The organism is Burkholderia sp. WSM2232, assembly GCF_000472545.1.
Classification (GTDB): Bacteria; Pseudomonadota; Gammaproteobacteria; order Burkholderiales; family Burkholderiaceae; genus Paraburkholderia.
Genome location: NZ_AWZV01000015.1, coordinates 43,257 through 56,627, shown reverse-complemented (window position 1 = coordinate 56,627; position 13,371 = coordinate 43,257). Strand labels below are relative to the sequence as shown.

The 13,371-nt window shown below is 61.5% G+C and carries 19 protein-coding genes; all 19 read right to left on the bottom strand.

What is annotated here, in order from left to right:
- Nucleotides 1–198: 198 nt before the first annotated feature.
- On the bottom strand, nucleotides 199–1,254 hold the full coding sequence (locus tag F757_RS0115495) for a TyeA family type III secretion system gatekeeper subunit (protein WP_027212190.1): 1,056 nt from the start codon (nucleotides 1,252–1,254) through the stop codon (nucleotides 199–201).
- The gene (locus F757_RS0115490; protein WP_027212189.1) at nucleotides 1,238–1,951 is read right to left on the bottom strand and encodes a hypothetical protein; all 714 of its coding nucleotides are present in this window, start codon (nucleotides 1,949–1,951) and stop codon (nucleotides 1,238–1,240) included. The genes F757_RS0115495 and F757_RS0115490 overlap by 17 nt, the downstream gene beginning before the upstream one ends.
- Nucleotides 1,948–2,556: a type III secretion system domain-containing protein gene (locus tag F757_RS34675; RefSeq protein WP_198021402.1), complete on the bottom strand. Its 609-nt coding sequence runs from the start codon at nucleotides 2,554–2,556 to the stop codon at nucleotides 1,948–1,950. The genes F757_RS0115490 and F757_RS34675 overlap by 4 nt, the downstream gene beginning before the upstream one ends.
- Nucleotides 2,557–2,633: 77 nt before the next feature.
- The gene (gene sctJ / locus F757_RS0115480) at nucleotides 2,634–3,413 is read right to left on the bottom strand and encodes a type III secretion system inner membrane ring lipoprotein SctJ (protein ID WP_027212188.1); all 780 of its coding nucleotides are present in this window, start codon (nucleotides 3,411–3,413) and stop codon (nucleotides 2,634–2,636) included.
- Nucleotides 3,410–3,748 (bottom strand): type III secretion system inner rod subunit SctI, encoded by a 339-nt coding sequence (gene sctI, locus F757_RS33610; RefSeq protein WP_035466896.1) that lies wholly within the window; start codon nucleotides 3,746–3,748, stop codon nucleotides 3,410–3,412. The genes sctJ and sctI overlap by 4 nt, the downstream gene beginning before the upstream one ends.
- A gap of 33 nt (nucleotides 3,749–3,781) precedes the next feature.
- Nucleotides 3,782–4,120: an EscG/YscG/SsaH family type III secretion system needle protein co-chaperone gene (locus F757_RS33605; RefSeq protein WP_051376779.1), complete on the bottom strand. Its 339-nt coding sequence runs from the start codon at nucleotides 4,118–4,120 to the stop codon at nucleotides 3,782–3,784.
- Nucleotides 4,117–4,347, bottom strand: a complete 231-nt coding sequence (locus F757_RS33600) for an EscF/YscF/HrpA family type III secretion system needle major subunit (protein WP_035466893.1) — start codon at nucleotides 4,345–4,347, stop codon at nucleotides 4,117–4,119. Before F757_RS33600 ends, F757_RS33605 begins: the two co-directional genes overlap by 4 nt.
- Nucleotides 4,344–5,069 carry a helix-turn-helix transcriptional regulator gene (locus tag F757_RS0115460; protein WP_027212187.1) on the bottom strand — a complete coding sequence of 242 codons (726 nt, stop codon included), beginning with the start codon at nucleotides 5,067–5,069 and terminating at the stop codon, nucleotides 4,344–4,346. Before F757_RS0115460 ends, F757_RS33600 begins: the two co-directional genes overlap by 4 nt.
- 488 nt (nucleotides 5,070–5,557) lie before the next feature.
- Nucleotides 5,558–6,064, bottom strand: coding sequence for a type III secretion system chaperone (locus F757_RS0115455; RefSeq protein ID WP_035466890.1), 507 nt, complete (start codon nucleotides 6,062–6,064; stop codon nucleotides 5,558–5,560).
- A 72-nt stretch (nucleotides 6,065–6,136) separates the two neighbouring features.
- A complete protein-coding gene (locus F757_RS0115450) occupies nucleotides 6,137–6,556 on the bottom strand; it encodes a hypothetical protein (protein ID WP_156923628.1) in 420 nt (139 codons plus the stop codon).
- Between the two features lie 24 nt (nucleotides 6,557–6,580).
- Nucleotides 6,581–7,258 (bottom strand): hypothetical protein, encoded by a 678-nt coding sequence (locus tag F757_RS0115445; RefSeq protein ID WP_156923626.1) that lies wholly within the window; start codon nucleotides 7,256–7,258, stop codon nucleotides 6,581–6,583.
- Nucleotides 7,259–7,272: 14 nt separating this feature from the next.
- Nucleotides 7,273–8,352, bottom strand: a complete 1,080-nt coding sequence (gene sctE, locus F757_RS0115440; protein WP_027212183.1) for a type III secretion system translocon subunit SctE — start codon at nucleotides 8,350–8,352, stop codon at nucleotides 7,273–7,275.
- 24 nt (nucleotides 8,353–8,376) lie between these two features.
- Complete coding sequence (locus F757_RS0115435; protein ID WP_051376778.1) at nucleotides 8,377–8,850, bottom strand: SycD/LcrH family type III secretion system chaperone; 474 nt, start codon at nucleotides 8,848–8,850, stop codon at nucleotides 8,377–8,379.
- Nucleotides 8,850–9,404 carry a hypothetical protein gene (locus tag F757_RS33595; protein ID WP_051376777.1) on the bottom strand — a complete coding sequence of 185 codons (555 nt, stop codon included), beginning with the start codon at nucleotides 9,402–9,404 and terminating at the stop codon, nucleotides 8,850–8,852. The genes F757_RS0115435 and F757_RS33595 overlap by 1 nt, the downstream gene beginning before the upstream one ends.
- A gap of 30 nt (nucleotides 9,405–9,434) precedes the next feature.
- Entirely contained in the window at nucleotides 9,435–9,800 is a 366-nt protein-coding gene (locus F757_RS0115425; protein WP_027212181.1) for a hypothetical protein, read from the bottom strand.
- Between the two features lie 73 nt (nucleotides 9,801–9,873).
- The gene (locus F757_RS36215; RefSeq protein WP_027212180.1) at nucleotides 9,874–10,107 is read right to left on the bottom strand and encodes an EscE/YscE/SsaE family type III secretion system needle protein co-chaperone; all 234 of its coding nucleotides are present in this window, start codon (nucleotides 10,105–10,107) and stop codon (nucleotides 9,874–9,876) included.
- 10 nt (nucleotides 10,108–10,117) lie between these two features.
- The gene (gene sctD, locus F757_RS33590; protein WP_035466885.1) at nucleotides 10,118–11,344 is read right to left on the bottom strand and encodes a type III secretion system inner membrane ring subunit SctD; all 1,227 of its coding nucleotides are present in this window, start codon (nucleotides 11,342–11,344) and stop codon (nucleotides 10,118–10,120) included.
- A gap of 3 nt (nucleotides 11,345–11,347) precedes the next feature.
- Nucleotides 11,348–12,859, bottom strand: coding sequence for an EscC/YscC/HrcC family type III secretion system outer membrane ring protein (locus F757_RS0115410; protein WP_084530876.1), 1,512 nt, complete (start codon nucleotides 12,857–12,859; stop codon nucleotides 11,348–11,350).
- A complete protein-coding gene (locus F757_RS0115405; protein WP_156923624.1) occupies nucleotides 12,856–13,368 on the bottom strand; it encodes a hypothetical protein in 513 nt (170 codons plus the stop codon). The genes F757_RS0115410 and F757_RS0115405 overlap by 4 nt, the downstream gene beginning before the upstream one ends.
- Between the last annotated feature and the right edge of the window lie 3 nt (nucleotides 13,369–13,371).

Here is a 13,371-nt window from a genome sequence, read left to right as displayed (position 1 = left end):
TGCTTTGCCGCGGCGCTGCGGCCCATCAGGCGATGACCTGAATTCGCCTGGCGCAGGTCGGCAAAGCAATCGCGTCAATAAACGCATCGCCGTGTAGGCGCATATGAAGGGGCACAGGTGCTAACCGGCACCTGAAACGGTAATGGAAGGACAGCGACAAGCCACGACCGGAGCCCGGTACGGCCGGACACACCGAGGCTACTGCGTCTCGTAGTGTTCGGCGACCAGCAGCAAGGTGTCAATCACCTGTGAGCGATGCTCGAGGTCGTTGAAACATGGCATGGGCAGCATTTTCACCAGTTGTAGCAAGCGCTGACAGTAGTGCGCCGCGTGCTCGCCGCGCAGGCCCAGTTCCGTTGCTTCCTCATAAAGCCAGTCGGGATAGAGAAGTGCCTCGTCGATCATCGCGAGCACGCTTGAGAGGACGCGCTCGCCGTCCAGGCCGGCTGTCTCCAGAGACTGCGCGACGTACTGGCACTGTTCCTCGACGCCGAGAAAGATGAGCAGGCGTTTGAGATCGATGATGGTGGCGGCAAGCTTCGGATCGCTGTCGCGAGCGCCGCCATTCGATAGCTCCAGTCCAAGCACCCGCACCAGAATCCTGATTTTCGCGCGCCGCTCACGCGTCTTTCTGAATTCGGCAAACCAGCGGGCGAGACCCGCCAAGCGCTCGCCGGCCCGCTCATACAGTTGCCTCAGCTCATTCGAGGTGGCCGCACTGTGCGGGCCTAGTTCCAGCAGGCTGAAGAGCTCGAGGGCCCAATCGGCACCTTCGGCGAGCAGCGCCTGCAATGCTGCGTTCAAACGCTTGCGCCGCGCGTCGAGCGCGCGCGCATGCAACGACGCAATAACGAGTGCAATCGTGCCATCGCTGAGGCCTGCATCGCGCAGAACCCGCACGGGCTCTTCCTCGTCGCCGAGCGCCTCGAACTGCGCCAGCAAGCCGTCGAGGTGCGCTCGCTGCGCATCGCCCAGCGCCGCCTTCATCCTGGCGAGCACGCTACGCGCCATCGAACTGTCTGGACGGCGCGGCGATAGCGCGCCGCGCAGCCGCGTGCCCAGGTTCAGCGCGGCACCTTCTTCGCCTTCCGTTAGCTGGTCCTGCTCGAGCTCCGCCAGTTCAGCAGCGAGCAGGCCGGAGGCGGTGGCGGCGGGCGCGACCTGGTACGGCCCACCTGCACGCCCGGTACCTGTCTGCGCCGCGCCAAAGTCCGTTTGCCTCGTGTCAAGCGCGGCTCTATCGATCGCCGTCATCGCCCGCCTCCTTGCCTTGCGGTTTGCCGGCGAGCTGGCTCAACAACGCTTCCAGATGAGCATCGAGATCCACGCGAACCTGCACGTACGGACTGTCGAGCACGGCAAGCGTTTCATTGAGCGAGGCGTCCGCGACCACCTGCAGTTCTATTCCCGGCTGCGTGGACTGTGCGATGTGCTGTGCGACCCGTTTTGTGACCGCGTCCCGCAGCGGCGGCGGCACGCGCAAATTCAGCCTGCCGTGACTGCCGATTTCGCCCAACCTGTCGGCGACATGGTTCGCGATCAACTGGTCTGCGGGCATCTCGGCCGCATAGGCGCGAAGCGCGGCACAAACCAGTTCACGGCACCGCTCTTCGAGCCCTGCGGCCACAATCTGCTCCAACTGGCTCTCCTCGACGAGCCACGCGACGGTCTGATTGAGTCCCTCCAGACGCGCATCGTGCGCAATCTGCGCCGCAGCCGCGCTGGCTTCCTGCAACAGCGCGTCTGCCTGCGCCACCGCCCGCGCTCGAGCCTCCTGCCGCGCGTGCGCGAGCAAGCGTCGAGCGCGCCATAGCGCTTGTGCCGAGCGCCGCCGGGCCGTGCCGAGGCGCGCGGTCTCGCTGACATACTGCGCGAACTGCCTGGCCGGAATTACAGGCCCCAAAGGCGCATCGCCCGCCAGTTCGGTCACACTGATACCGAAGTGGTTCATAAGTAACGCTCCAGACGCGAGAGGGTTGCGATTGCCGACGACGAAGGAATGTCGCAATCAATGCTCATTGGCGGTGGCAAACAGATTTCCAGCGCGCGCCACACCGGACATCCGCGCAGCTGCCGGCCCAGCCACGCTTGCCCGTACGACGTGGCGTAATCGAGAAATCGCCCGGCCTCAATGCTGGCGACAAACGTCGCACCGGGCGGCGCCGCCAACGCGAGCAACTGATTGCAAGCGCGCGCATCGAGCGCAGGCGCCAGGGCCCGGCGATATTCGCCAAGCAGCAGATAGGGCTGCAAACCGAGACCTACTACGCCCAGGCCGACCATGTGCTTACGCAAGCCCCCTTCCAGCCGCAGCAACTGCCGCTGCTGCGCCGTCAGACTCGCGGGCAGTACCGCATCGGGAAACCCACGTCGCTTCGCGATCGCCGAGTCCAGGGCCGCACGGCAGCTCGACAGCGACGCATAAACCGGTCTCCAGTGCCCGAGGTCGAGCGCCGCCCACCATTGCTCCTGCATCCACGCGCCGGGCGTCCATGAGAGCTGATAGAGACGGGCCAGCAAAGGCTCTACTGGTGACTGCATGGCGCGGGCGGGCATCTGAGAACGCGATGTCATGACAAGAGGCCTATGGAGCGTCTGTGCGTCGAGAGATCAATGATGGATCGGTCAATCAGTCAATGTGCTTGTCGCGCCAGACGCTGCGGTGCACCGCGCTTTCGCACCAGCCACACGATCGCACCGAGCGCCGACAGCAAGGCGAGTCCCGCCGACGCCATCCCGCCGATCGCGAGCACGGGGTTCGACTCGATACGCGCGCGCAGCCGTTGTGTCAGTCCGCCGTTTACGATCGCGTTCGCCGTCGCGTTCACCGGAACATAACGATAGTTCGCCGGCTGTAGCACGACCGTGATGTTTGCCGCATCGATGTCAGGCACGCTGTCACGAACCAGGCTCTTGATCTGTGCTTCCTTGTTGCCCAGATTCATCTCCGGCGAGTACCGGATCAGCACGCCGGCCGATGGCTTGCCCGTCTGCTTGCCGCTTTCGTCGGTGCCCTGCGCGATCGCCACGTTCGCGGTGATCACGCCGTCCATCGCACCCAGCATCGATTCGAGTTGCTGCTCCTTCAGATACAGCATCTTGGCGCGCTCCTGAGTGGGCGAGGTGACCAACTGGTTGGACGGAAACAGGTCGCTCATGTTCTTGCGTGCCGTCTTCGGAAAGCCGTTCTGGCGCAGTACCTCGACCGCGTTGACGAAAGCGTCCTGCTCGACCTGCAATGTGACCGCGCCCCCCTTGCCGACCTGCTTTTCCGCGGGAATCTGCTTGAGCATCAGCAGCGCGAGCATCTGGTTGGCTTCGCTTTCCGGTAGGCCGCTGTACAGTTCAACCTTGCATCCTGCAAGAAAGATGGCCGCGAAGACGATGCTCCATTTGAGTGTTCGCGCTTTCATTGCATCGTCACCAGTTTGTTGATCCCTTGCGAAATCGAGCCCGCCGCTTTCGCAGCAAGATCAATATCCACCGACATCTTCGCCAGCCCCTTCTGCACACTCAGCATTTGTGCCGGATCCAGCAGCTGAACGCCCGCCGCATCGATATCCTTCATTGGCTGGATAGCGTGTCGCTCCGCAGCGCCAAGCGCTTCAATCACGGCCTCGTCCGGGTTTCCCGTACTGCGGTCGACCGCGCGCTGGAACGCTTCGATATCGTCCTGGGCGGGTACGACGGTCTGTTCTGTCTGCGCTCCGATTTGACTCGCTGCAAGCTTCAGTACCGCAATGTCCATGATGTGTTCCTTGAAATGTCGGGGATATGCGTTTTACTGGTGGCGGTGGCCAACGCTCACGCGCTGCAGCGGGTTCCGGACCGACTGAGGCGCGGGTCCTGCGCTGTCATGCTGCAAGGCCTCGCCAGCGAGCACCGCGCGCACCGCGCGCGCTTCGGGATCGTCCCGCCGGGCGATTAACGCCAGCGCTTCGTCGCCGCGGTTCAGGCCAGCGAGCATGATGGCGCGGCACAACTGGCGGTCGCCTTCGTCGTCGACGAGCTCGGGCAACAACGCATATAGCGCTTCTATCTGGGAGGCAAGGCGATGATTCGCTGCCGCGAAGGCCGCCTGAATCAGCAGGCGGCGTGCACTTTGGTCGAGGGCTTTCATATCTTCTGGATGATGCCGCTGAGCAAACGCTTGATCATGTCGATGTAGCCGCTGTTGGCGCCCATCAACGTCTGGTACTTCATCGTGGCCTGCTGGAATTTAAGCGCCTGGTTCGGGTCGGTCATATCGCCGTTTTTGCCGATATCCGCTACTTCTTGCCCTAGCCGCGCCGTCTGCTGCTCGAACGAGTTGTACAGCTGGGCCGGATTCGTCGAATCGAAATTCATGTCTGATCCTCTGTTGCGTCCGAATTTGGATTGCTTTTCTGCCTGAATTTTCGAGGGCAGTCCTTGAAGCGCCGCTTGAAACTCTCACTGAAGTGTGCATGGCTGCCAAAGCCGCACTCCTGCGCGACGTCGGTGATCTTCATGTCAGTGGCGAGCAGAAGCTCGCGTGCCTTGGAAAGACGCTGCTCGAGCAGCCAGTGCTTCGCGGAGACACCGCATTTTTCATAGAACAGCATGTTCAGCTTGCGCATGGAAATGCCGAGCTCGTCGGCATACTCTGATACCGGCCAGGGGTTGAGACTGTTGCGTTCCACGAATTCGAAGAACTCCCTGCTGCTGTCCACGAAGTGATGGAGCAGGCGCGAGAAATATGCCGGCTCCACGCTGAGCATGTAGCTGTAGACAAAGCGCAACATCGCGCGGCGATCCGTTTCTCCGAGCCGCGAACTCGCGCTTATCACATCGGGGCACGCGCAGACCACCCGTACCGGATCGCGGAAAAACGGCGCGGCTTCATTGCTCCTGAGCAGTCCAAGCATATCCACGTAGAGTTCTCGCAACTCTTCGGCGTTAAAGACATATGCGTCGATATCGCCGCGCGCACCCCGGGCCTTGGCGCCGGCGTCGGTCACGACAACCTTGTTGTCGGCAACCTGCCAGCGCTGGCCTGCACGGTCGACGCATCCAGCGCGCCTGAAGAGAACGACCTGCACCTCCCCCATTTCTCGCCTCGCTAATCTGATGACATGGTTCAATGATGCGTGCTGACGAATCTGGGCCGCATCGGGTGATGACCTGAACCTGACTCACGTGGCGCACGTCCCTGCAGGTTGACTGACTGCACTAACGGCATGGAATCGCCCAGCATGCGCAGGCACCCCGCCGGCAAACGCGAGGCGGGGCAAAGTCACCCGTTGCTCTCGCGATCGGCACGGACATCGCAGCACGGCGCGCGCAAAAAGGCGATACGGTAGCGGTTGCTATCGCAAATCGTCTTCCGGAAAAGCCCACTGGTTTGTATTTCTTGTCAGCGTGTGCTGTCCGTGACGTGCGCGCACCTGGAGCCGCGACCCACGCATCGAGCGTGCAGCAGATCAGGAATGCTCAGGCCACGCGAGCGATCAGGCTATGCGTACTGGCCGTCGATGGCGAGAAGACTGACTAGCCGGCACCGTGCCAGCAGAGCACGGTGCGGCAATGATGCACGGCATCAGCGCATGCCGGCGAGGAAGGTCCCGTCAGCCGCTGGCGCCGACGACCCCGCGAGGCGCGCCATCCACTCCCTTTGTGTCTCGATGAAATCGCCAAACATGCTTTGGAAGCGTTGGGAGTCGAGCTGGTTAAGCGGTACGTTCTGATACAGCACTACCGTTCCCGAGGTCGGCTCAAGACCGATAGCCGGTCCAATGCCGCGCAGCGGACCAATGTTGAAACTCAGAATGTCCTGCAGCACACTCTGGTCTAGCGCGGGCAAAGCCTGCGCAAGCAGGCCGACGGTCGACAAGCGGTTCTGTTCGTCATCGCGGCGAAAGGTAATTGGCAAATCGTCGTCAACCCTGATATGGCACAGACCGTCGTTGTCGAAAGTCAGATCGCTGATTCCGACTTCGGCTCCGAACTGCCCAAGCAGCCGATCGAATCCATCCTGATGTTGCAAACTCGTTTTCACTTCTAAGCTCCTGTTGTTGCGCTGACGAGCGATATGGACCTCGCCCAATGTTTCGCACACCAGCAGATTACGCCTACAGCCCGAATGTTATCGTTCCGGCGACGTCGCTTTCGCCGGCCGCTAATCAAGACCCCTCATGGTTGCAAATGTCAGCCAGGGTTCACCGTCGCGCTCCACTTCGGTGGCGCCGTGCGCGACCAGTAACTGCTTGTAGCGTGTGCGCGCGACGCGTTGCTCTAGCGTGCGTCCGCTTTGCGGCACGAGGCCGCAGACTTCGGTGATTTCGGGCACCTCGCGTATGATGTCCTGCAGCAACCCCACCAGCTTGTTGACGGCACCGCTGATCCCCTGAGGAGCATGCAAGGCCGCCACATGGCAAACGAGCAGGACGCCGGCTTCAAAGCGATACACAATTTCAAGCTCGCCCCAAACCGTCTCGATGCCGCGCTGGAACTCACTGTCGTCGAAGTAGGCGATGCGCGTTGTAAAGCCGCGGGAATCAAGATACCGCGTGACGGGATCGTTTCCGGCCATTGTCATGGTGGTCTCCTCGGGTTATCGGGGTTACGCGAGCTTCAGTGCGCTGGAAGATCGCTCATACAGATCGCGGAACGTCGCAAGCGTCTGCATGGCTTTCTCGCTCACGTCGCGCATCATCGCCTCGAGACGCTCGATGTTCTTCGCATAACGTTCGGCGTTCTGTGCAGCAAAGTCGGCCTCGGCCTGGTCCTGTTGCGCTTCCTTCGTCTGACTGGCTGCCCACAGCTCGCCGGCTGCGGAGAACGGCTTGCCGCCTGCTTCTCCGACCCTCGTACCGATCTGCAGACCATCCGCAAAGGCGCCTTGGGTCAACCCGCCCGCCGCACCAAGTCCAGCACCCGCCAAGGTGACGAAACTTGCAGCGAACTCGAACGAACTCTTGATGATGGCCGCGTTCCAGTTTTCGTCGATCGCATCGTTCTTCTTCTTGAGCACGTAGAGCATCTGTTTGAATTCATTGACAAGCGCAGTACTGAGGTAGCTACGGCCGGCATCGCGCAGCTTCTGGAATTCGACCGCGATCAACAGACCGATCTCTGCGAACGAGACGAGCTGATCCCTATAGGCTTGCGCTTTTGCGGCAGCGTCGACTGAGGTGCCCTGTCCTTCAACCACATGAGCGAGCTTGCCGCTCACAGTCGGGTTCAAGAATGCGGCAGAACCCTGCCCTTGCTGCACTGAGACTGTTACTGGATTTGACATAGTGGTCCTCCACGTCAGGCGAAGCGTCCGGCAGCCCCACCGAGGCTGCGGGCGATACGCAGTTGCGATTCCATCATTGAGTTGATCATGTCGCTGGTCCCGCGCACGACCGAGGCATTTTTTGCATACAGGTCCCGCAGGAACTCGACGGTCTGCTTGCGGCTTTTCTCCGTCGCGTCGATCAGATACTGCTGAGAGTCCATCCGTACGCCGGCTGCGGACGCATCCTTTTGAGCGTCGGCCTTCTGAAGATTGATCACTGCGCTACCTGCCTGCATTCCCGACTTCAGCGCAAGTCGCAGGGCCACGCCATAGGGGCCTGCTCCCGCCAGCATCGAGACGGTTTCCATCACCATCTGCGCGATGCCGATGCCGTTGGCGACTTCTAGGAAATCTTTCGCGTCTTTTTCGTCAACCAGCGCGGCAGTCTCCAACGCTGCCTTTGTGATACCCATGACGCCAGCGAGAATCTCCGCAGTGCCGCCCGCCACATTGCCGGACGCGAGTGTCACGATGCCGGCGACAACTTCAGTCGCTCCGATAACCCAATCGAACGCCATGGTAAAAATGTTGCTCTTGCGCGCCTTCTCCATTTCCTCCTGCTGCTTGCGCAGCTGCTCGCGGTAATCCTCGAGACGTTGAAGCACGGCCTTGGTCTGGCGATCCGTCTGAATCTGGAGCGCTTTGCTGACTGAGCGGACGGTATTGCTTAGCGACTGCAGCGAGACGACGCCCACCGCATAGGCCATTACGCTCATCGGTACTGTTTCGCCGCCGAGCGCCATGCGCGCGACCGTGTCCGCACCCGGCACGCCGAGCTTCGTCAGTGTCTTGCTCAATGCGCTGACGGCTTGCGCCTGAGTCGCCGCAACGCGCGACGCGGGCGGCACCAGGAATGCAGCAGCCGGCTGCTCGGGTTGCGTGCCCCGTTGCCGGCCGCGCTCCAGCGCGATCGTACTCACGGTGAGTTCAGACGCAACATGAAGGTGGGTCTTCTTCCCGGCGATCGACGCGTCGGATTCGCCGCCCCCGGCATCGTCAATGCCATCGAGCGGCGATGATGCGGCGCGTGCGGCGATACGCGCCTGTGCCATTACTGCCTGATTCATTCAACTCTCCTATTTATTGCATTGGACCAACGATTGCTCCGCTTTCATGCGCAGCGCCTGATGCTCTGGCCGCTTCCCACACCACTTGATCGCTGCATCGAATGCTTTGCTCGCGTGAGTCGGATTGCCAAGGATCACGAAACTCACTCCTGCCAGATAAGCGGAACGAGGATCCGACAGGCCAATCGCACCGGATCGTGCGAAACAGGCGAGCGCTTCCTTATGCTCGCCCATGCGTTGCAGCGTCAGCCCCAGTGCCAGCCAGTATTCGAAGCGACTGTTGTCGAGGTAAGCGAGCGTATAAAACGTGCGTCTCGCCGCTTCCAAGTCGCCGCCCTCGAACAGCGCGTAGCCGTACGCATAAACCTGTTCGAGGTCGTCGCGGTCAACTCCCTGCAAGCCGGCCAGCGAGGCTCCCATCGAGAGGAGTTCCTGCACCAGCTCGATGGCCCGCGTGTGATCGGTAGTGGTATGGGCTTTCATCACAGTTTGTTGTAGATGCCCTGATTGAGGTCGCCGACCCTTGAAATAAGGGTTTTGACAGCGTCGATCACGAAGTTGAAGGTCGTGGTCAGTTTCTGGATCTCCAGGTTGTCCTGCTGGCCCATGTCGGTCTGGCGGCTGACGAAGTTGTCGAGGGCAGCCTTGATTGCCTGCAGGTCACCTTTCGTCAAATTCCTGTTCAGGAAGGTGTCGATAGGCAGGTTGTCGACGTTGATGTTGTTGTCACGCATGAACCTGATGACGTCTGCCTCAGGCCTTCCTACCTTGTCGTCCTTCGCATTACTGATCTGCCTGTCAACGCGGTTGGCCATCTCCTGCGCGTCGCGCGCAAGCTTCGAGTTCGCTTTGATGGTCGCAAACTTCTGCGCGGCGAGTTGCTGCACCGTTGCGGACACGTAAAGCATGATTTCCTGAGCGGCACCAAGCAGATTGAAGTCCACACCGCTGTAATCGTCGGCCGCAGCACTGCCCGAAATCGACGCGCCTTCGCTGTTGAAAATACGTCCGGGGCTTTGACCAATCTGAATAGACACGACTTTTCTCCTGTTTTAGATGGCGCGCGCTCACGCGAAGCGCCGGGTGATCCGCGTGGTGCTTGACCGCTGCGGCTCAGCAATGTCTGTCGGGGCCGCATCACGGGGATATTTCAGACGCTTCTTCAAGACCTTGCCGTGGTGGTCCGCTTCGCGCGCCGCGGTCATGACATCCTGCGTCTGCTCCTTCAGGCTCTTGCCTGTACCGTCTGGCTCGTTCCAAGCCTTGACGAACGCATCGAACTGCCTTGCGGCCGCAGGGTCGTTCCCGGCCCGCTCGCTCAGGTCCTTGATCTGCTTTTGGAGTTCGCCGAACTGCGCGACGACTCGCATCAGTTCGTGCTGCTTTTCTTCAAGACCTCGGACCATGCGCTCGAGGTTTTGCATCGGTTTCATGTCGACTCTCCTTGACCGCGTTCCACTCTACGGAGTAGCGGCGTTTCCATCCATTGAAAAGGAACAGCGTTTGTCACTTTTCGCCCGCGTCTTTGCGCAGGCGTTGCGCCAGTAGGGCGACCACGCTGATAGCCGCGTCGCAACCCTCGACGCGAGCTACGACACGGCGATAGTCCGCCGGCGCAAGAGGCGCGGCGAGTTGTGCGGCGATATCGGCACGCAGCTGTGCAAGACGGCTCAACAGGTCGCTTCGCGATGCGCCAGTGACATCGTTGGCCAGCCGGTTCTCGATTTCAGTCAGGTACATACGTGGTCCTTTACAGGTTGAGTGGGAAATGGGCGATTTCTCCGTCCTTCGACAGATCAACGCCGTTGGCGTCGAGCCCCGTGATTGCGTAGTCGCCAGGCAGCCGGCTGCCCACCATGAGGCGCGTGCCATCTGCAAGTTCGATGAACATCGACGGGGGACGGCCACCAAAGCTCACGACCGCCGACGGAAAGACACGATTCAGTGATGGCGCCGCCGCAATGTCTTGCACCACGACTCGCGAGGCATCGCTGTAGTCGCGCCTGAACGCGGCGATCACAGCTGTCAGCGCCGCCTTGTCGGTTGCGTCGAGCAGCCCCGTCACGAGAATGTCGTCGCGAGCCCGCGCGATGCTGAGCTTGCCGATCAGGCCGGCTGCCCGCAGCCGCGAGATCAGATCGTTTACGCTGCCGCCACTACGATCGCGTACCGTCCAGCTCTGCAGGCCTGCCGTACCGGACAGCATCTCCGCCACGCGCTGCCAACGCTCGTCGGCGTCGATACGCCCCGAGATGTCGACCGTGCCGTACGTGGCACCCGACTCGACGGTCGCGTTCTCGTAGCCATTCATTCTGAGGATAGCCCTCACGCTGTTCACCATGTCGTCCTGGCAGATCACACTGTCGCGATACACGAAGCCGCGTTCGCGAAGTGCGTCACGCAAGGCGGCAAGCCGCGACGACATCATGCATTGACCTCTGATATCGACGACACCACGCTCGTCCTGGGACAAGACGATGCCCTCGGGCGCGAAACGCTTTCGGATGTCGGACAGCAGATCCGCCTGACGGATGGCAGATGCGGTCGTCGCAGGAGCCGAGAGCACGCGCTCGAGCGCAAGCGCGCTTGCTGCCAATATCGCGACGGAGGCAATCAGCACGGCGAACGCCGCGCGAGCGCGTCTGCCGTTGCGACGCGGTGGCACTTTCAGGGATGGTGGCGCGGCATCGCTTCTCGCGGAATCACGCAGAACAAACGCGAGTCCGCCGAGGTCGATCACGCGATCAAGCGGCGCGACATCCGGTGCGGCAGCGGGTGCGCCGTCGATCCAGCAGCGAGCATCGGTGGAAATCCGCACGCCGTCGGTACCAACGGTAAGCGTTGCAGTGTGCGCATCCTCCAGCGCAACGGCCAGATCCGGATCGTCGCCGCCGATGCGCGTCTCCCCTGTCGGCAACCGGATGCTGCGCCTCGCCAATGGACCGTTCAGCACGGTCAGCGTGTAGCTCTTTTCCATGTGTCACTCCTCGATCGGACCTTGCGGCTCAGCCTTGATCAGGAACAGGCGCACCACGCTGCGCTTGTCGGTCGTGCGCGTCGAGAAGAGCTTGCCCAGCACCGGAATATCACCAAGCAGCGGAATCTTGCGCACGCCTTCGTTCTCGTTGTCCTGCACGAAGCCGCCAAGCAACAGGCTTTGTCCAGTTTTGAGGATCGCCTGGGTCGCGATGCCGGAGTTCTGCACTTGCGGCAACGGTTCGGCCGCGCTAACAGGGTTACCCTGACGTCCGTCCTGCAGGTCGAGCGTGAGCATGACTTCGTCCTGCGCACCTTCCTTGATTACGCGAGGCGTCACACGCAGCAGCGAGCCGGCGGCCACGGAAGCAAGCTGCGCGACGCGGTCTCCTTCCAGCTTCGTGTAGAACGTGACATTGCGGTCGAGCACTGCCTGCACGTTGTTGAGCGTCACGATCGAAGGACGTGACAGAACCTTGGCTCGCGACGTCTGTTCGAGCGCATTCACACGAAGCAGGAAATCGCCTGCATTCGAAAGCAGCGAGGAGAACATCCCATCGTTGCCCGACGCGCCACCCGAATTCAGGCTGACACGGCCCGGGCCAACACGCATAGACCCCTGAAGATCGACGCCGAGAGTCTTGAGGTCGCCGGCGTCGACGTCGATGATCGCCACGGAAATCTGAATCTGCTGCGGACGTTGATCGAGTTGCGCTATCAGCCCGGTATAGAGCGGCATGTTCGCTTTCCGGTCGCGCACGATCACCGCGTTGCGACGCGAGTCCGCAGAAAACAGCGGCAGCCCGGTCGCACTTTGACCAGTCACGACTTTGCCGTTTTCCGCCGTGACGGGCAGCGAGCGACTTTGCGACATTTCACGCAGCTCCGTCACCACGCCCGGTATGACGACCGACTGATTGCGATACGTGTACGAGCCGTCGCTCGCCGCGGCATAACGGAGCGGAAAGACCTGCACGGTCTCCTGGTTCTGCGCCTGGTCGAGCATCTGCTGATCGAGGTTCCTGGCGAGCTGCTTGACCCGCGTGACGCACGCAGGCACGCCGAACACTTCAAGCGCGTTAAACTTACCGGCTGGGCGCACCGAGCAGTATTGACCGTCCAGTACGCGGGCTTCGCGAAGATAGTTCGAGAGTTCCGATGTGCCCAGATACGACGGCGCGAGTACCTCGCTCGTGACTTCCTGCGCCTTGTAGACGTACAGCGCGCGTCCGTCGAAGTACCAGGCCAGGTTATAAAGGCTCGACAGACGGTCGAGCACGGCCTGCGCACCGAGTCCCTTGAGCGTACCGACGAACGTGTCGTTGACCTCGCGGCTGACAATCACGGGCACACCATAGTTCGCGCCAAAGTCCTTCAGTAGTGCGGCGACCTTGGTGCCTCGCGTCGCGACGAAAAAATCCGCGCCTTGCAACGCGATAGCCGCGTCGGCGGTGCCCCATGCCGCGGACAGGATCGACGCCGCAGCGAGCAGCAAGCAGGTTTTGGAAAGATTCATACCAGTTTCCCGACGTGTGTGTTGAGCCGGCTGCCGCGGGACTGCGCAATCCGGGTGAGTTCGCGCGCCAACTCCAGATGCGCGGCAAGCCGCTGTTCCAGCCCGCCCAGTGATCCCTCGAGATCGCCGGGCCCGTAGCGCCGCGTGAGCAGCCAATGCCCCCTATCCAGTTGCAAGGCATCGTCGAGCGAGCCCTCTCGCGCCGCGACCACCGCGGCCGCCCGAATCAGCCAGTCATCGCTGCAGTCCTGGGCAACTCCGCGCAGGACAACACCGATGAAAGCGCAATCGCCGACGCTCACGCCTCGCGCGGCTGAACCGTCGATCTCCAGCTCCGCAGTGCCATTGCGCTTGGAAATCAGCAAAACGAACGGAACCTGAATCAGGGATTGCAACCAGTCCACGGTCTGTTTTTTTCTATCTGTAGGCATGGGGGTCATTGTTCGTGAACCGCGCTCATGCAACGATCCGGTGATGACCTGAATTGAAGCCGACGACTGGTTGCGCATTCT